The organism is Cerasicoccus arenae (assembly GCF_014651635.1).
Taxonomy (GTDB): Bacteria; Verrucomicrobiota; Verrucomicrobiia; order Opitutales; family Cerasicoccaceae; genus Cerasicoccus; species Cerasicoccus arenae.
Genome location: NZ_BMXG01000012.1, coordinates 18,664 through 35,024, shown reverse-complemented (window position 1 = coordinate 35,024; position 16,361 = coordinate 18,664). Strand labels below are relative to the sequence as shown.

Here is a 16,361-nt window from a genome sequence, read left to right as displayed (position 1 = left end):
TAAAGTGAGTGAGTGCGTAAAATAGGGATGTGAAAGCTACAAGGAGTTCGTGTCGAGGCCCTTCGGAGCATAACCAGTGAAGGTCACCTTCACTTTTTTCACCTCAAACCCATCGGGAAGGATTTTTGTAACGCTTTCTTGGAAATCCTCCGGCAAAAGGATGTCGTAAACTCGGCCATTCACCTCGTCTAGGAAATGAGCATGCTCGCCGTCATTCGGACAAAAGCGGCTGGGCTCACGCTCATAATTAAGCCGCTTAACCAAACTGCATTCGACCAGCGTTTCTAGGCAATTGTAGACGGTGGCCAGAGAAATCGTAGGCATGACCTCCTTGGCACGAGCGTAAACTTCGTCCGCCGTCGGGTGATCCCGGCGCTTCAGGAGCACCGCATAGATCTGCTCCCGCTGACGGGTGGAGCGCAGTCCGCTGCGGGACAGTGCTTCATCCAAGTGGGATTTTGCGGTATTTGACAATGTGACCATGCTGAGAATAGAAGTAAATTGGAATGATTCCAAAAATCAACCCTTTTGAGAACTAATTTCATTACAATTAGCGATTACCCCAAAAACCCGCCAAAAAGACGCCGGAATAATCTAACTGTTAGAACCCTCTTTCTTAAAAAAACGTAAAACCAACCAATATAGGTATACTTTTAGCCTACATCAAGGCGAGCAACCAATATAGACTTGATCTCAACGCCGAATTCAGACTTAATATCGTTCCCGAATTATTGTCCAATGAAACATACACCCTACCTAAAACTCTTTGCGATCGCCAGTGTCCTCTGCGGTCCCCTCCTCAATGCCGCAACCACCGACCCCATGGGTGGCATGGTGATTCCCATCAAAGGAGCATCGGACACGCGCATCAGCATACCTTTCAGCCGTGGGATTGTTTTTGAAGGACGTATTGACTCTCTTAGCGGCAGCACGATCACAGCACTAGGTACCCCTGCATGGGCCGATGACCAGTTTATATACGGCGACGCCGACTCCCTCGACCCAGCGAACACCTACTACATGGTCTTCCTCACTGGTCCAAAAGAAGGACTCGCTTTGGAAATCACCGCCAACGACGCCAGCTCAATCACTGTCGCTCTCGGCAACGAAAACCTAACCGGTGTCCAATCCGAGTCAGTCGACGGAGCAGGCAACGGCGACGTTTTCCAAATCATCCCTTACTGGACCCCAGCAAGCCTGTTTGCTAGCGCAACGCTGCCAGATCAAACTCAAATCCTCGTTTACGACAACTCCACAATCAATACATTCAAAGCACCCGAGGTTTACACGTACTTTGACGCATCCAGCAATTGGGGCGATACAAGCTTCAACCTTGTTAATGATGCGATCATATACCCAGGTGAAGGTTTGATTGTTAAAACACCTCCAGCAAGCAGCGACCTCAGTTTAACTGTGTCCGGAGCGGTACCAATGTTCCAAAATCGTCAAGTAGTCGCTTCAGACACGTCGGCGAATGATCTGTTTTACGGTGTATATTCACCCATTGACGTAACACTGGGCACTTCAAACCTTGGAATACAAGATGGAACGCAAATCTTACTTTATGACAATACAGCCTCAGGCTACTTCAAAGCCCCTGAGGTATACACCTATTTCGCAGCATCTGAAAATTGGGGTGACACTAGCTTTAATCTCTCAAATGACGTTATACTGCCAGCTGGCGGCAGCTTCATTCTACGAAAGCCCTCCACAGGTTCTAATGACTCAGTAGAATGGACATACCTTCCTAACTATCTACAATAATTTTAGCTCTTTGCAACTCCACCCGCCCTCCGCTTTCCTCTGAAGATCAATATGAAAAGAAGTCCATTTACAGCAATTGTTTTTGCCCTAACTTGCACCACAAGCTTTGCTTCCGTGACATTCTCCATTAACAAAGATGGATTACAAAATGCTTCTGGCACTGCCACAAACGGCATGTCCTTTGGCTTTATTGTTGATACCTCTGGAACAAACACGTTTGACCTAGGGAACTACACTGCCTGGGACATCACCACAAACGGTCAATTTTTGTCACTGGACGGAGGAAATACGTTCACAGACGATTGGTTTGTCTATGGAGGCACGCTTGGCTCTTCACAGACTCCTCCACAAACGCAGAACGGTTCATTATTTGGATTTGGTGACGGAACAGTCTTGGGTAACGCTAACATTCAAAATAATAACATCAGTAACGGCAATCAATTCGTACTGGTTTGGTTTCCATCAGAAAACGCAAACACCTCATCGATTTACGGTGCCGCAGGAGATAATGGCAGTAATATGGTAGTGCCACCGAATGGCTTTAGTAACACACCACCTTCAGCGCTAAACACCCTGACCCCATCCTTCACAGTAGCCGCTGTGCCGGAGCCCAGCACTTATGCTGCTATCTTTGGCGTCGCGATGCTGCTTTACGCTGGCAAGCGTCGTCACAAGTAAGGCAAGCCACGATAGAGAATTCCACCAACCTTCCCTCTAGCTGAGGGGAGGTTTTTCTTTCACTTAATGAGACCACATCCAGTGAGATTTTTGCTGCTCTCGTTTTTCCTAAATTCATTGATGCTGGCGAACTCAGCCAGCGCCCTGAACGTCCTCACGGACGGTCTTCTTGAAAAGCTCGATGTCGCAAACTGGCAGTCCGACGATCAGCAGGAATGGTCCTCTCAGCTTAAGTCCGTGATCGACCAGCACCGAACAGCAGTACTTGCGCAGCACTCTCCTGATGCCATTCAGGCGATGACAATCAAGGGGCGCTACCTCACCAAAGACAACGCTTACGCATTTACTGTTTTAAAAATGCGCCCGCATTATTTCCGCTTGGATCTGGAAACACCAGATGGAGTGATGATTCAGGCTTACGACGGTGACCGCGGCTGGTTCGTGCCAGTTGGAGCGGATCCTCAAACCGGAGCAAAGTGGATGGACCGACAAGCCAATGCCGGGATGGCGCGCGACGCTCTAATACTCGACTACATGCTAGAGTCCGAAAGCGAACCCGCTTCATTCAGTATGATCAATGCGAGCAATAATACCTCGGGTGAAATTGGCATTGAAGTGAAGCTGAGCAATGGCAGTGTCATCAACTACTGGCTTGATCCAGAGACCTACCTCACTACGCGAGAAATAAAGACAGATTATGAAGACGGCGGCTTTAAATTTCGCACCGTTCGCCTAAGCGACTATCAAGACATCGACGGCATTAAACTAGCGCATAAGGCGCAGCATTACTTGAGTGGCGAACTGGAATCTGAATTGATAATTGAGGAGATTGACTTGGTCGATTCCCACTCACCAATTCTCTTTGCAGCCCCGATTCTGGAGACCCCGCATACGAGTCCCCTAACTCCAAGCCCTGAACTCCTAAACGACTAACGTTTTTTTTGCTTTGCCTCCAGTCGTGCGGCAAGTATCCCGATTACTATGGACATTGAAACCTTTCCGAATCCGGCACCTGGGCGCGATTATGTTATCCAGCATGTGGCAGACGAATTTACGTCGCTTTGCCCGAAGACCGGACACCCGGATTTCGGCACCATCGTGCTCACCTATGTCCCAGGAAACGTCTGCGTTGAGCTGAAGGCCTACAAGCTTTACCTACAAGACTTCCGCACCAAGGGCATTTTCTACGAAGCAGTCACGAATTCCATTTTCGACGAGATGTGGGCGCTCATGAACCCTCGCTGGATGCGACTGGAAACAATCTGGCGGGGGCGCGGCGGTATTCGCTCCAACATGATCGCGGAAAACGCAGACCCACAATACGAAGGCCCAATTCCGCCGTATTTCAGTTAAGCCAACGGACGGACTTCCAGCCCCCCTTCACTTTTCTCTAAAGCACCCCGTAGAGTTTGTGCAGTTGCCAACCCGCGCGGAAGGGTGCACCTCGCTCGCGAACGGTGCGGGAGATTAAGCCAAGGATTTCCGGGTCTTCGCGTCGGGACCATTCCGGATGTAGCCAGACAGGACGATCCTTGCGGATCAACTCGGTGCCCAACTGTGTTTCCCAATAGGCCACGGACTCAGCGTTTTCCATGATCAGCTTGAGTTCGCTCGCCCGCTCAATCAGCTCGGGCAGCGGCGCTTGATAAATTTTAGGGCTGACCGTGACCCAGTCGAAATCGCCCTTGAGCGCGTAGGTCCCGCTCGTTTCCAGATGAATCGCCAGCCCCTCCGAATGAAGCGCTCTAGTGAGTGGGCGTAGGTCATGCACGGCTGGCTCCCCACCAGTGATGACGACAAATTCCGGCTTGGCCTCCAACGCAAGCGACACCAGTTGTTCCACGGACATCCGGGGGATTTTCGGCGGACGATGGTCAGGGTGCCAAGTATTGGCGGAATCACACCAAGGGCAGCGCACTGGACAGCCATACGTCCGAATAAAAAAAGCAGAGCGCCCACTATACAGCCCTTCTCCTTGAAATGAGGAAAAATGCTCCGCTATCGGGTAATGTTTATCCTGTAGTTGTAAAGTAATTGTCATAATATGCTTTACAGAAAATAGATTTGGACGTTGTATTTACCTACGCCCCAACCTCGATTATATATTTCACGGGATGACTTTATCTCAGCTCAAAAACTTCTTAAAAACCGCGAAAAAGCAAGATCGATGGTGGGTGGCTCTGGGTGAAAACGTTTTGGACGAACCGCAAACCATGCCGCAGATCAAGGCCCTTGGCGAGAAGTATCCAGACTGGGAAATTTGCATCCTTCACGAAGACAATACCGGAGATGACACGAGCTGGATTCTGATGACGGAGGAAGTTGTCGAAGGCGAACGGAACCCGTTCCGCCCCGCCGGACCGATCCAGATAATGCAAGAACAAGTCGCTGAACAAAAAGCGAATCTGACCGACACGCACCGTATCATTGAAATTCTCCGAGAATTTATTCAGTTCAATGAAATGTATGACTCGCGCAAGGCCGAGTTGGAAGAACGCGAACGCTACATGCAAGAATCCGAAGAAGCGTTGATGCATAAAGCTCAAGAACTGGAAGAGCTGCGCGTTGAGCTGGAGCAAAAGCAGGAAAACAAGCAGAAGCAGGACGCGCGGCAGAAGAATATGGCGCGCTCCGCCTAATCTACCAGTTTGTTTCATTGTGTCGGCCGCGTATAACACGCGGCGTTTTTGCTGTCCTCTTCCACCTCCACTGAGATGACCCAAACGCGGCCTTGGGTAAACTCGTCCACCAACTGGCCAAAGACTTCGCTCAAATGCATTGCGATGCCCTCGTTGGAGCAGTCATCAACCACGTAGACTTTCCACGCTTCCGGTGCCGCACTGACGAGCTGTTCGCGGAGGGGATCATCTTTATGAAAAACACAAGCGTGGTCGAGGTGCTCCTCAATCCAATCCTTCAGAAAACCCAGCTTACCGTAATCCACGACGAAGCCGTTTCTGTCGCGCTCATGCGCAGCAAAGGTCACCGTGATCGACCAATTATGCCCGTGAATATAGGCGCAATGACCATCGTGAAATGGTTGCCGATGTGCAAAGGGAACATCGCGGTAAGTCTTGCGGCAGGTAATCATGATAATCTCCAAAATTGCGCGACGAGCTGATCCACGGTAGGTGCCTCCATCGCATATGGGGTCGGGTCATCAACCTCGGCCAAATAAAAAGCCTCACGCCGCTCAATGCAGGTGCCGCATTGCCCACAATGCACCTCGCCCCCCTGATAACAGGACCAAGTTTCGGCAAAAGGTACACCCAGTTCTTCGCCGCGTTTGGCAATGTCAGCCTTAGTCCAGTCAACAAAAGGGCGGTAAAGGTGGACTTCGTGCCAGTCCGCTAGGCGAATGGCGGCGTCCAACGCCTCTGCGAATTCGCGGCGGCAGTCCGGGTAGATCGCATGGTCACCAGAATGAGCGGCATAAGCCACGCAATCAGACTTGCGGCTGATGGCCCAACCAGTGGCAACGGAGAGCATGATCATGTTTCGATTCGGGACCACGGTGGCCTTCATCGTCTCCTCAGTGTAATGGCCCTGAGGCACATCGACTGCGCTATCTGTAAGGCTATTGGCACCAAGCAATGGAGCCAGCGAACGCAAATCCGCCACACGGTGCTCAATGCCAAGTCGCGCACATTGCTGGCGGGCACACTCAATTTCACGGGAGTGGCGTTGCCCATAGTTGACGCTCAGCGCGGCAAGCTCGTTTCCTGCTTGGTGTAAATGGTGGAGTAGGACCGTGGAATCCAAGCCTCCAGAATAAATTAAGACTGCATTCATTGCTCATTCAGTTCATTATGATTGCCCCTGGGAATGGCTAAGCAGGGAAGATGCGAACTTGGGTTCTCAGCCGGAAAATGTCCATCGCAAATCCCATCCCCCCCCCCTCCCATGGGTACGCGCATTTAAGAATGTTCCATGAACAAGTCTTGCTCATCGCTGTCAGGGGGTTTACTTACCGACTTTTGATTGCTCAAACCTTTACCCGAATTTTGTCTAGTGCCGCTCACCACACTGGCCCTGACCGAATTCCGGTTCACTACGAATATTTTTACCGCTTGAAGAAACTCCGACCTGCATCCGACTGCTCCCGCCATACTGAGGCGGGTGCGCTTGTTGCCCAATCGGGTCGTTCGCCTGTAGCGGAAACCTTATACCTATGGATATAGCACTTATCACCGGCGCTGAACGCGGCATTGGCCTGCAGATCGCCCGGAAATTAATCGACCTTGGATTCCGTGTTTACGGGCTGGCTCAGGACTTTTCCAAATGCCCCTTCGAGCATCCAGATTTCCTCGCCGTCAATTGCGACCTCACCTCACGTTCCGAGCTGGAGAGCGCCTATGCGCAGATCTACGAGCGCGACCCCATGGTCAATGTCCTCGTTAACGCCGCACGCCACACGCCGACTAAGAGCTTTGAAGAGACCTCGCTGGAGGAGATCGAATACGCGCTGCAAACAGAGCTGCTCTGCCCGCTCTACCTGACACGCCTCACACTGCCCTCGCTGATCAAATTCCACGGCTACGTGATTAACATCGCATGGAATGGGCAAAGCGTTGCGCCCAGCGCAACCGCAGCCGCCAGTCAAGGTGGCCTCCACCATTTTGGGCAACAGCTTTTTGAGGAAGTCCGCGACGCAGGCGTCAAGGTCTCCACACTCTACCCGCAGTTCAATGTAGGCGAAGGGGACCCCAAAGCACGTATCCAAATGGAGCCCCAAAGCGCCATTGAAGCCGCGCTTTTTGCGCAGGCCGTAGAAACCGTGCTTCGCTTCAAGGAAAACAACTGCATCAGCCAGATTGTCATCCGCCCCCAAGGCACACGCGAGGAGCCGAAAATTCCGGTCGCCATTCCACCGATGCCGAAGGCTGCACACGCTGTTTCCCTGCCCGAACGCCAGTATTTCCCAGTCGAGCCCGAGCCCATCCCTACCCCGCCACGTGAGCGCCCATTCGATGCGCCACCACCGGACGAAGATGATTGGGACGAGGATGAGGACGAAGACGACGAACTAGACGCGCTCCTTGAAGAATCCCGCAAGCTCCTGAAAAAGCAAAAGGAAGAAGCCCAGCGCCACCTCGAACGCACCCGCGAACGCAGCCAGCAAAAAGGCCCACGCAATGAGCGCGGCGGACGCGACCGAGGGGGCCGACGCGACGGCAGACGTGATGGACCTGATAGCGGCGGTCAACGCGACCGCGACCGTGGACCACGCGAGGACCGTCCACAGGACCGCACTTCTGATGACTCTTCACGAGAAGTCGCAACTGACGATGCCCCACACAACGATAACCCGCGCGATAGCGATCAACGTGATGGCGGTCAGCAAGGCGGCGAAAATCGCCCCGGCCAAGGCCAAGGGCAGGACGACAATCAGGATGGCAGCAAAAAGCGCCGTCGCCGTCGTCGTCGCGGTGGACGCAATCGGCGGGATCGTGATGGCCAGGGCCAACCCAACGACGGACAACCTTCTCGCGAACATCCTGCCCAAGGTGAATCTCGTCATCGCCATGAGCCATCTGATGGTCAATCTTCCCGCGAACCATCTTCCGAAGGTCAATCACGCCGTCCTGAGCCACAAGAGCGCCGCTCCGAGCATCAGGATCGTCGGTCTGAGCAATCAAATCGTCAGCCAGAACGTCAAGAGCGTCGTGATCAGCCACGCCGTGATCAACGCCCACCCCGTGACCGCCAAGAGGCACCAGCAGGCGAACAGCGACAAGTCGAACAGCCGAAATTGGATCGCTCCGCTCGCAATGATGAACGCCCACAGCGCGCCACAGCGCCTGAGCGTGAAGCACCAGCACCCAAACCAGAGCCTAAGGAGGCACCTAAGCCAGCAGCGAAGCGTGTAGCCAAGCCCAAGGCAGAAAAGCCTGCCAAGACCGACGGCGAAGCTGCTGCGCCCAAGAAAAAAGCCGTCAAAAAGGCCGTTAAGAAAGTTGCCGCCAAAAAAGCAGTGAAAAAAGCCGCCAAGAAGGCGGTTAAGAAAGCGGCTAAAAAGACTGCCAAACCCAAAGTAGAAGATTAGGCCCGCTTTTCCACTCCAGCAAAGCGCGAATTATTGGGCACCTTCAAGGGCGAATAAATTCGCGCTATACCCCAAAATCCTTCTGCATGAAATGCACAACGCGGCTCAATTAAGCCGATGCTAGAGCATAGCTTGGCTGCTGGGAGGAGATTAGCCCCTCCCAGCATTATTTAGCGAGTAGTAGCAGTCGTAGTAACGGTCTTTTATAGACGTATGCTGCTATCTATTATAAATTTACACATTTCAGGCAAGGCCGTATCGCCATCTGGGGTGAATCCGAAAAGCACGCGGCCATCTGGCCCTAATTGCCCGAAGTCAAAGGATTCGTGTAGCGCTCTTGCTCAACACTGGTCTGTGGCCCGTGGCCGGGGTAAAGAAGAGTTTTTTCCGGCAGAGTAAAAATCTGCTCGAAAAACGTCTTTCGCAACAGCGCAGCATCCCCACCTGGCAAATCGGTGCGTCCATAGCCTCCGGCAAAGATGACATCCCCGACAAATGCCGCCCCCTCATCGGCGAAGTAAAAAGTTACATTGCCCGGGCAATGACCAGGCGTATGGCGCACTTCGATTGAACGGCCCAACAGATTAAGCGGCTCCTCTGGATTGATCCAGTGATCCACCGTCGGGGCCTGCACTTCGCCTGGTATCCCAAACATGCGCATCTGCTGTGGCAAGTTCGCGAGCATTTCGCGGTCATCCGCATGCGCGTAAACCGGCACACCCTGTTGGTTAAAGGTCGCAGCACCGAGCACGTGATCGAAGTGTCCATGCGTCAACAGTACGGCTGTCAACTTGAGCCCATCACCATCTAGCCGTGGGGCAATCGTCTCCCAAGCCATCATGGGCGCGTCGATCAAAATGGCTTCGCCCCGCTCAGCATCACTGAGCAAGTAGGCGTTGGTGCCGATGGGTGGTAATTCAAAGACCTCGATTTGCATGCAGAAAGCACTGTTGAAAAAATGTGCCCGTGCGAATTTTTTCCGAAAAAATCGAATAAACTAGAAGGCTGCATCGTTCAACTAGCGCAACACAACCAAATCAAACACATGAAAAACACTATCAAAACCGGGGCAATTTGCACGCTCGTCCTTCTGGTCAGCGCACTCTCCGCCCAAGCCCGGGGCGGCCATAACAACGACAACGAAGCCTGGGCCGCACTGGGCGGCTTTATTGGCGGAGTCATCGTTTCTGAAGCCATCCACGATCATGACCGCAACCGCAGCACCAAATACCAAGTCACCTACGACCGTAGTCAAGGCCAAGGCCGCCACAATGATGGCTACGGCAAAGGCCGCGGACGCGGTCATGATGCCCACGGCAAAGATCGCGGGCGTGACAACCATGGAAAATGCAGCTGTGGCGGCGGTCATTGGAAAGTCGTTGAGCGCCGCGTGCTAGTCCCCGCGCAATTCGGCTGGCAGGTCAACAGCTGTGGTCTGCGCAACCGCACATTCACCCCAGCTTACTTCGACTTCGTCAAGGAGCGGGTCTGGGTCAACGGCCATAGCCAAAGCTGCCGGCGTCGCTAATCCCCCCCCAGAACACCAACAGGCGCAGGCGAAGGGGAAACCTTTCGCCTCGCCTTTTCTCACGCTGACGCCTTGTATCTGACCGAACAGACAAGCCATGAAAGACTCCGACGCAGAGCTACTGACTCGCTATTTCGATGGCGAGTGCCCGCCCACCGAAAAGGCCGCGGCGGAGCATTTACTGCGCGAAGACCCCGACGCCGCCGAATGGTTGGCGAAAATGGCGGAGCAGCAACAGCAATGGCGAGAACTGCCGTCCGTCCTATCGGAAGATGACATCACAAGTGATTGGCAGTCCCTGCAAGCACGCTTGTTCACTGCCGAACCAGAAACAGAGCAGCCCAAAGTAATTAATTGGATGGCTTGGAGTCGATACTGGACCTGGGGTGCTGCTGCCGCTGTCTTTGCCCTAGCATCCGTTATTTTTCTCTTTCCTCGCAGTGAACCCTCCCTCCCCCGCAGCCCTTATAATGCGGTCGATTTAGTTGAAACCGACCTCGAAGGTGCCACACCGATCGTCTACGTAGACAAGCTTTCGGGGTGGTCTGTTGTGTGGGTGGACGAGTCGCCCGCAGGCTAATTGACCGTTATTTTCTTTGCAAACGGCGAGAAATTCTTAGTGGTTGCCCTTTGGAAACGGGGTTTCCGGTTGGCATGCTATTTAACTCCTACGAATTTATATTGGCGTTTCTGCCCTTGGTAGTAATCGGTTACTACCTGCTGGCCAGATTCGCCGCAGTTGAGATGGCGCAGGCCTGGCTGATCGCCGCGTCGCTATTTTACTACGGTTGGTGGAACCCAGTTTACTTGGTCCTAATCCTTGGCTCTGTGCTTTTCAACTATTGGATCAGCGGCATTATTGGGCGGTTCACTCGAGCGCGTATTCCCAACTTACCACTGCTCATCGTTGGCATCGTGGTGAACATCGCCCTCTTGGCCTATTTTAAATACGCCAACTTCTTTGTGGATAACATCAACGCCACGCTTGATGTCGGTTGGACGCTGTCCGAAGTCATCCTGCCACTGGCGATCTCGTTCTTCACCTTCCAACAGATCGCCTTCCTGGTCGACGTCTACGAGGACAACGCGCCGCTCTACGAATTTCGCGAATACCTGCTGTTTATCATTTTCTTCCCACAACTCGTCGCAGGCCCCATCGTCCACCACAAGGAGATGATGCCTCAATTCGAGGAAAAGAAGACCTATCACCTCAAATGGGAAAACATCGCCGTTGGGCTGACCTTTTTTACCTTTGGCTTGTTTAAAAAAGTCATCATTGCCGACACGCTGGGCATTCGCGCCTCCGAAGCTTTTGGTGCGGCGGCGGACGGCCTACCGCTCTATGCGTGGGAGGCTTGGGCAGGCGCGCTGGCCTACACCCTACAAATCTACTTCGACTTTTCCGGCTACACGGACATGGCCATCGGCCTCGCGCTACTCTTTGGCATCCGCATCCCGCTCAACTTTAATTCGCCTTACCAAGCCCACAGCATCATCGAGTTCTGGCGACGCTGGCACATGACGCTCTCCCGTTTTCTGCGCGACTATGTCTACATCACTCTGGGTGGCAACCGACATGGCAAGCTCCTGCGAGACGTCAACATCATGGCGACCATGTTCATTGGCGGCCTCTGGCATGGCGCGGGTTGGACGTTTGTCCTCTGGGGCATGGCCCACGGCGTGCTCCTGCTCATCAATCACCATTTCGCGGAATTCAGGAAGAAGCTTTCAATTGCAAAATCACCTTCGGACGCAAAGTTCAGCCTCGGAAAAATCTTGGGCGTGGCCTTAACATTCTTATGCGTCGTTCTGACTTGGGTGCTTTTTCGCGCCGACGGATTCTCAGCTGCCACCTATTTTTATCAAGCCATGCTGGGCCAACAAGCTGGCGATCATGTACAGTTGTTTAAGCCGCAAATTTTCGCCTTCATTGCGGTGCTGGTGGCCTTCTGTTGGGCATGCCCAAATCTACAGCGCATTTTAGCCAACCACTTTCAGCCACCCGATGGAGACTGCGCCGATCCAGTGGAACCGGCACGCATCGCCTGGCACCCCACCGTTCGCTGGGCGTTGCTGACGGCGATTGTCTTCTTAACGGCCTTCTTGTCCCTGTCCTCCCGGAGTGAATTCCTCTACTACCAATTTTAAGGCCATGACAGGACAACTGAAACCCTTCCGCCGTTACCTCATCACCCTGGCGATCATCATTCTCGGCGGCATAGCGGCGGTAGGCGGCTTTAACTACTGGACCGATGCCTATGGCATTTTCGGCGTCAATCACTTGGGCATCTACGCTAGCGCAGACCGCGAATCCAAAGCCCAAGCTTACCAAAAGGGCGACTTTAATGCCGTGATCATGGGTAACAGTAAGGCCGCCATGATTCCTGCCGCTGCACTTAATAAATATGATTTCTTCAGTGCTACTTTTGGTGGCGCAATGCCCGAAGAACTCTACTACTTTGCTGACCGTTACGTAGACCATGGCGAGGTTGCCATCGTGCTACTCGATTTCTGGAGTTTCCGTGACGAATTCCCCATCAAGGAAGATCCCTTCGCACCGCCAACATTAACCGAAACGCTCGATAAGCTCTTCAGCATTAACACGCTGGATGAATCCATAAAAACCCTGCGCCGAAACATACAAGGCGAGCCGCCTGCATTCTCGCCTGATGGCTCATTCATCGCGCACCGCTGGATCATCAGCAAGTCCACGCCCAACGACATTCTGGCCCAGCGCGAATTCAATGAGCACGCCCGCTGGTTCGCTGATTTTTCGATCTCGCCCGATCGCATGACCTACATCACTCGACTGGCGGAATACCTTCGTGGTCGCGGCATCTGGACGGTCGCCGTCCTCGCCCCGATGCACGAGCACAGTCTGGAACTCATGGAGGGCACCCCCGCCGCCGAACAGTTAGAAGAGTGGAAGGCACGGATCGAAGATATTTTCCCCACCACCGTGGACTTGATCGACAGCCAATACTCCGCGCCAGAAAATTTCTTTCCCGCCGATCCCACGCATTTCACGCCGAAGGCTGGCGTTAAAATGATCAACGACTCCGTGCTGCCCGTTAAAGACGCCCCGCTCAAATAGCTGGTGCCACGAGATTGCGCATTCCGCATTGCGCCACGTCTCAATGCCTTCCAATGTGCCCGCATGGAATCCGACAAACCCATGTCATTGCTCCGCCGCCTGCGGCAGGAAGTTCTCTTTGCCCGGCAGCGCATCTACCGGGCTGGCTCGCCGACTCCACTGGAGAAGTTGGAGCTACCGGACTTCACTGGCGAGATTTGGGTGAAGCGCGAAGACGTATCACCAATCAAGGCCTACAAGTGGCGCGGTGCCTTTAACCGGATGGCCGTGATGACCGCCGAGGAAGCCGCCGCGGGCGTCGTAACCGCTTCCGCTGGTAATCATGCCCAGGGCGTTGCGCTGGCCGCAGGTCTGCTCGGGGTAGATGCCGATATCTTCATGCCCAGCACCACGCCGGCGGTTAAGCAAAACGCCGTGCGACGTCTTGGCGGAGATCGCGTGCAAATCCATTTATCCGGCGACGCCTACGATGATTCCGTCCACGCCGCCAATCACTTTGCATCGCAAAGTGGCGCAACAATTGTCCACGCTTACGACGATTTGCATGTGATGGCGGGCCAAGGCACATTGGCGGACGAAGTCGTCATGTCGGGGCAAGGTCCGTTCGATGTCGCCTTCTTGCAGATCGGTGGCGGCGGCATGGCCGCTGGCGTTGCCTGCTGGCTGCGCACCTTTTGGCCCAACATCAAGCTGATCGGTGTGGAAGGCGTTGACCAGGCCAGCATGAAGGCCGCGTTCGCCGCCGGTAGCCCGGTGCGCCTCGACAACATTGACATCTTCTGCGATGGCTCCGCCGTCCGCCAGGCTGGTGCCCTCCCTTTTGAGATTTGCCACGAACTGCTGGACGACATTATAACCGTGACCAACAAGGAAGTCTCCGAGGCCATCCGCGTGATGTGGGAGGGCTTGCGCGCAATCCCCGAACCCGCCGGAGCGATGGGGCTCGCTGGAGCTTTGCAATGTAAAGCCTCCCTCGCTGGCAAGCGCTGCTTGACCGTGCTATGCGGCGCTAACCTAGACTTCAGCAAGCTCGCGTTGATCGCCGAGACAGCCAGTTCTGGCCTCCAGTCCCGCTATTTCCTGCGCATCAATATTCCAGAAATCCCCGGCAGCATGCTACACCTGCTCGACGACGTCTTGGCCGACGTCAGCATTAACGACTTCCTGTATGGCAAGACCGACCCGCAGGAGGCTTGGCCAATTTTCGGCATCGACAGCACGCCCGAACGATTCGCGGAGATCACGGAAAAGCTCAACACGAGCGGCTATCGCTGGGGGAACGTTACGGGCAGCGAAGACATCGAGTTCCGCGCCATTCCCTGCCATGCCGAGCTCCTGTCGCACCCGCTCTTTCTCAAGCTTGAGTTCTACGAGCGTCCTGGTGCCCTGCACGACTTCCTTTCCGAGACGATCCGTGGCCGCGCCAATTTCTGCTACTTCAACTACCGCTACACCGGGGAACGCATTGGCCGCGCACTGATCGGCCTGGAGTTCTCCGACCGCACCCAGCACGAGGAATTCCTTGCTTGGCTCCCGCCATCAGGCAAGGGCTACCGCCACTGCCGTCCCGTCCCTGCCTCTGTCGTCGAGCGTATGATTTAGCCCACGGAAATTACTTAACCTGCGGAGCTTGGCGGATGAGCTTGCTGAAACGACCCAATGACCAACTGGCACGCTCGAACACGTTCGTAATGTGGAGCACCTGATTACGAGTGCTCGCGGAAACGCGCTCGGCTGAGGCCAAGTAACGCTTGCGAATTTGCTCCATGGACTCGCCGCGCTCAGAAGTCATGGTATCGAGCATATCGCATTCCGCGTCGTCGTTGTTTTCAATCGCGGCAATGGCGGTCAAAATCATGGTGTCGAGCGCCTCGATAATCTGCTGGCCGAGGACGTCCACGTTTTCATTGACCGACGATTTGCCGAGTTCCTCACACAACTCAAAACAGGATGCCTCGATCGTGTTCAACAACTCTTGACGGTTCTGAAGATTGATGAGCCACTCAGTGTCATCGGGCGAAAGCGCATGCGAGATCAGCGAACTTTGGAACTGGAGAATGTTCCGTGCAATCACCTCGTAGGCTTGGTGATACGACTCCGGCGTCACCAGCGGCGACTCTTCCCCAATGCGCAACATCCCGAGATAGCTTGGTAAGCGCTTGAGCAAACGAAGCTGCTCTTTTTCGCAAAGCATGAGGCCAGCCACTGGGCTTTCTACGAGTTCCTCTTGCAGGTATTCGGGCTCGGAAAGGTTCTCCGTTTCCGAGGGCGGCGAGGCGCGTTCGCAGGCCCCAGTGAAGCTCTTACGTGTGAGCATCAGCGCCAGCGGCGTCACCAAATTCATCAGGATGGCGATTAACGCAGCCTGGACATTGATCTCGTCAGACAAGGACATTGCCAAGTCGTGCAGCAGGCGGCTGTGGCAGAGCGCTTCGAAGAAAAACAACCCGAGAAAAATCGCGACTGCGACCAAGTTGTAAAGTATCTGCGCCCAAACAACCTGAAGCGCACGGCCCTTGAAATGTGCTCCTGTCAGGTAAGTGATCACACTCGAACCTACGTGCGTGCCGTAGATGATCATCACCGCGTGCTCGAAATCCAGCAGCCCGCTTTTCGTCATTGCCAAAGTGATCAAGATAATCGCCATGTGCGACTGCGCGAGCACCGTGACCGCCAGACCGATGAAAAACGCCAGGACGAACGACTTGTTCATCAGGTCGAGTGAATTCTCAAACCAACTGTATTCGGTAAATTCACTCGCCGCGGCGGAGATCATGGACAGCCCGTAGAGCATCAGCGCTAAGCCAAACGTCGCCGTGACGACATTCAGGAAATTACGCGGTTTTTCAAAGGCCACCGCCAAACCCGCGACCCCGAGCAGGAACAGCACGAAGAAATTAATTGGGAACACCACGGCGAACACGATCAGCGTGCACCCGAAGTTCGCCCAGATGACAATGGGGATCGACGAGCGCACCTCGACAATGCGGCCTTGCACGAGACTGGCCATGATCAGCGCCGTCGTTCGGCCGCTCTGAGTGGCAAAGCCAGCCACCCCGCCCCAGAAGCCCGCCAGCCACTGGTTCGCGCTCATCTTGCGGGCCAGCTTTCGCAGGGAGCCCCCCGCCATGGCGCGCAGGCTCTTGCTCAGCATTTTTATGCCGACAAAAAACAGGCCCAAGCCCGCCAATATGTGTAGCAGTTGCTCCGTCATCGTGAAGTTTCGCCAAAGTGCGCTTCTTGATCAGTCC

The 16,361-nt window shown here is 54.2% G+C and carries 17 protein-coding genes; 11 read left to right on the top strand and 6 right to left on the bottom strand.

Going from position 1 to position 16,361, the window contains the following annotated elements; translation table 11 throughout:
• Nucleotides 1-36 precede the first annotated feature (36 nt).
• On the bottom strand, nt 37-483 hold the full coding sequence (locus tag IE065_RS10665) for a Fur family transcriptional regulator (protein WP_189514837.1): 447 nt from the start codon (nt 481-483) through the stop codon (nt 37-39).
• Between the two features lie 255 nt (nt 484-738).
• Between IE065_RS10665 and IE065_RS10660 the strand changes: the two genes are divergently transcribed.
• The 4 genes from IE065_RS10660 to queF all read left to right on the top strand — a co-directional run bounded on the left by IE065_RS10660 (nt 739) and on the right by queF (nt 3,795).
• Entirely contained in the window at nt 739-1,764 is a 1,026-nt protein-coding gene (locus tag IE065_RS10660) for a TIGR02597 family protein (protein WP_189514835.1), read from the top strand.
• Nucleotides 1,765-1,815: 51 nt separating this feature from the next.
• Nucleotides 1,816-2,442 carry a PEP-CTERM sorting domain-containing protein gene (locus IE065_RS10655; RefSeq protein ID WP_189514833.1) on the top strand — a complete coding sequence of 209 codons (627 nt, stop codon included), beginning with the start codon at nt 1,816-1,818 and terminating at the stop codon, nt 2,440-2,442.
• A gap of 120 nt (nt 2,443-2,562) precedes the next feature.
• Nucleotides 2,563-3,375: a hypothetical protein gene (locus IE065_RS10650; RefSeq protein ID WP_189514831.1), complete on the top strand. Its 813-nt coding sequence runs from the start codon at nt 2,563-2,565 to the stop codon at nt 3,373-3,375.
• Nucleotides 3,376-3,423: 48 nt separating this feature from the next.
• Nucleotides 3,424-3,795, top strand: coding sequence for a preQ(1) synthase (gene queF / locus IE065_RS10645; protein WP_189514829.1), 372 nt, complete (start codon nt 3,424-3,426; stop codon nt 3,793-3,795).
• A 37-nt stretch (nt 3,796-3,832) separates the two neighbouring features.
• Here the strand turns inward: queF and IE065_RS10640 are convergent, their stop codons facing one another.
• Nucleotides 3,833-4,483, bottom strand: coding sequence for a 7-carboxy-7-deazaguanine synthase QueE (locus tag IE065_RS10640; protein ID WP_189514828.1), 651 nt, complete (start codon nt 4,481-4,483; stop codon nt 3,833-3,835).
• Between the two features lie 73 nt (nt 4,484-4,556).
• Here IE065_RS10640 and IE065_RS10635 point away from each other — a divergent pair, with 73 nt between their 5' ends.
• Complete coding sequence (locus IE065_RS10635) at nt 4,557-5,081, top strand: hypothetical protein (RefSeq protein WP_189514826.1); 525 nt, start codon at nt 4,557-4,559, stop codon at nt 5,079-5,081.
• Between the two features lie 14 nt (nt 5,082-5,095).
• On the opposite strand, the gene IE065_RS10630 is transcribed toward IE065_RS10635, so the two are convergent.
• Both IE065_RS10630 and queC read right to left on the bottom strand, forming a co-directional pair.
• On the bottom strand, nt 5,096-5,533 hold the full coding sequence (locus tag IE065_RS10630; RefSeq protein ID WP_189514824.1) for a 6-pyruvoyl trahydropterin synthase family protein: 438 nt from the start codon (nt 5,531-5,533) through the stop codon (nt 5,096-5,098).
• Nucleotides 5,530-6,234, bottom strand: coding sequence for a 7-cyano-7-deazaguanine synthase QueC (gene queC, locus IE065_RS10625; RefSeq protein WP_189514822.1), 705 nt, complete (start codon nt 6,232-6,234; stop codon nt 5,530-5,532). The genes IE065_RS10630 and queC overlap by 4 nt, the downstream gene beginning before the upstream one ends.
• 379 nt (nt 6,235-6,613) lie before the next feature.
• Here queC and IE065_RS10620 point away from each other — a divergent pair, with 379 nt between their 5' ends.
• Complete coding sequence (locus IE065_RS10620) at nt 6,614-8,488, top strand: SDR family NAD(P)-dependent oxidoreductase (RefSeq protein WP_189514820.1); 1,875 nt, start codon at nt 6,614-6,616, stop codon at nt 8,486-8,488.
• Between the two features lie 301 nt (nt 8,489-8,789).
• Here IE065_RS10620 and IE065_RS10615 read toward each other — a convergent pair whose 3' ends face one another.
• Complete coding sequence (locus tag IE065_RS10615) at nt 8,790-9,425, bottom strand: MBL fold metallo-hydrolase (protein ID WP_189514818.1); 636 nt, start codon at nt 9,423-9,425, stop codon at nt 8,790-8,792.
• 108 nt (nt 9,426-9,533) lie between these two features.
• Between IE065_RS10615 and IE065_RS10610 the strand changes: the two genes are divergently transcribed.
• The 5 genes from IE065_RS10610 (at nt 9,534) to IE065_RS10590 (ending at nt 14,712) form a co-directional block, all read left to right on the top strand.
• Nucleotides 9,534-10,016, top strand: coding sequence for a hypothetical protein (locus tag IE065_RS10610; RefSeq protein ID WP_189514817.1), 483 nt, complete (start codon nt 9,534-9,536; stop codon nt 10,014-10,016).
• Between the two features lie 97 nt (nt 10,017-10,113).
• The gene (locus IE065_RS10605; protein ID WP_189514815.1) at nt 10,114-10,596 is read left to right on the top strand and encodes an anti-sigma factor family protein; all 483 of its coding nucleotides are present in this window, start codon (nt 10,114-10,116) and stop codon (nt 10,594-10,596) included.
• A gap of 74 nt (nt 10,597-10,670) precedes the next feature.
• Nucleotides 10,671-12,164, top strand: coding sequence for an MBOAT family O-acyltransferase (locus IE065_RS10600; protein ID WP_189514813.1), 1,494 nt, complete (start codon nt 10,671-10,673; stop codon nt 12,162-12,164).
• A 4-nt stretch (nt 12,165-12,168) separates the two neighbouring features.
• Nucleotides 12,169-13,110 carry a hypothetical protein gene (locus IE065_RS10595; protein WP_189514811.1) on the top strand — a complete coding sequence of 314 codons (942 nt, stop codon included), beginning with the start codon at nt 12,169-12,171 and terminating at the stop codon, nt 13,108-13,110.
• Nucleotides 13,111-13,173: 63 nt separating this feature from the next.
• Nucleotides 13,174-14,712 carry a pyridoxal-phosphate dependent enzyme gene (locus IE065_RS10590; RefSeq protein WP_189514809.1) on the top strand — a complete coding sequence of 513 codons (1,539 nt, stop codon included), beginning with the start codon at nt 13,174-13,176 and terminating at the stop codon, nt 14,710-14,712.
• 10 nt (nt 14,713-14,722) lie between these two features.
• On the opposite strand, the gene IE065_RS10585 is transcribed toward IE065_RS10590, so the two are convergent.
• On the bottom strand, nt 14,723-16,324 hold the full coding sequence (locus IE065_RS10585) for a Na/Pi cotransporter family protein (RefSeq protein ID WP_189514807.1): 1,602 nt from the start codon (nt 16,322-16,324) through the stop codon (nt 14,723-14,725).
• Nucleotides 16,325-16,361 lie beyond the last annotated feature (37 nt).

What these genes read in the sequence shown, in the direction of transcription:
- IE065_RS10665 (WP_189514837.1), bottom strand. Translation starts at nt 483, where the DNA reads ATGGTCACATTGTCAAATACCGCAAAATCCCACTTGGATGAAGCACTG.
- IE065_RS10660 (WP_189514835.1), top strand. Translation starts at nt 739, where the DNA reads ATGAAACATACACCCTACCTAAAACTCTTTGCGATCGCCAGTGTCCTC.
- IE065_RS10655 (WP_189514833.1), top strand. Translation starts at nt 1,816, where the DNA reads ATGAAAAGAAGTCCATTTACAGCAATTGTTTTTGCCCTAACTTGCACC.
- IE065_RS10650 (WP_189514831.1), top strand. Translation starts at nt 2,563, where the DNA reads ATGCTGGCGAACTCAGCCAGCGCCCTGAACGTCCTCACGGACGGTCTT.
- queF (WP_189514829.1), top strand. Translation starts at nt 3,424, where the DNA reads ATGGACATTGAAACCTTTCCGAATCCGGCACCTGGGCGCGATTATGTT.
- IE065_RS10640 (WP_189514828.1), bottom strand. Translation starts at nt 4,483, where the DNA reads ATGACAATTACTTTACAACTACAGGATAAACATTACCCGATAGCGGAG.
- IE065_RS10635 (WP_189514826.1), top strand. Translation starts at nt 4,557, where the DNA reads ATGACTTTATCTCAGCTCAAAAACTTCTTAAAAACCGCGAAAAAGCAA.
- IE065_RS10630 (WP_189514824.1), bottom strand. Translation starts at nt 5,533, where the DNA reads ATGATTACCTGCCGCAAGACTTACCGCGATGTTCCCTTTGCACATCGG.
- queC (WP_189514822.1), bottom strand. Translation starts at nt 6,234, where the DNA reads ATGAATGCAGTCTTAATTTATTCTGGAGGCTTGGATTCCACGGTCCTA.
- IE065_RS10620 (WP_189514820.1), top strand. Translation starts at nt 6,614, where the DNA reads ATGGATATAGCACTTATCACCGGCGCTGAACGCGGCATTGGCCTGCAG.
- IE065_RS10615 (WP_189514818.1), bottom strand. Translation starts at nt 9,425, where the DNA reads ATGCAAATCGAGGTCTTTGAATTACCACCCATCGGCACCAACGCCTAC.
- IE065_RS10610 (WP_189514817.1), top strand. Translation starts at nt 9,534, where the DNA reads ATGAAAAACACTATCAAAACCGGGGCAATTTGCACGCTCGTCCTTCTG.
- IE065_RS10605 (WP_189514815.1), top strand. Translation starts at nt 10,114, where the DNA reads ATGAAAGACTCCGACGCAGAGCTACTGACTCGCTATTTCGATGGCGAG.
- IE065_RS10600 (WP_189514813.1), top strand. Translation starts at nt 10,671, where the DNA reads ATGCTATTTAACTCCTACGAATTTATATTGGCGTTTCTGCCCTTGGTA.
- IE065_RS10595 (WP_189514811.1), top strand. Translation starts at nt 12,169, where the DNA reads ATGACAGGACAACTGAAACCCTTCCGCCGTTACCTCATCACCCTGGCG.
- IE065_RS10590 (WP_189514809.1), top strand. Translation starts at nt 13,174, where the DNA reads ATGGAATCCGACAAACCCATGTCATTGCTCCGCCGCCTGCGGCAGGAA.
- IE065_RS10585 (WP_189514807.1), bottom strand. Translation starts at nt 16,324, where the DNA reads ATGACGGAGCAACTGCTACACATATTGGCGGGCTTGGGCCTGTTTTTT.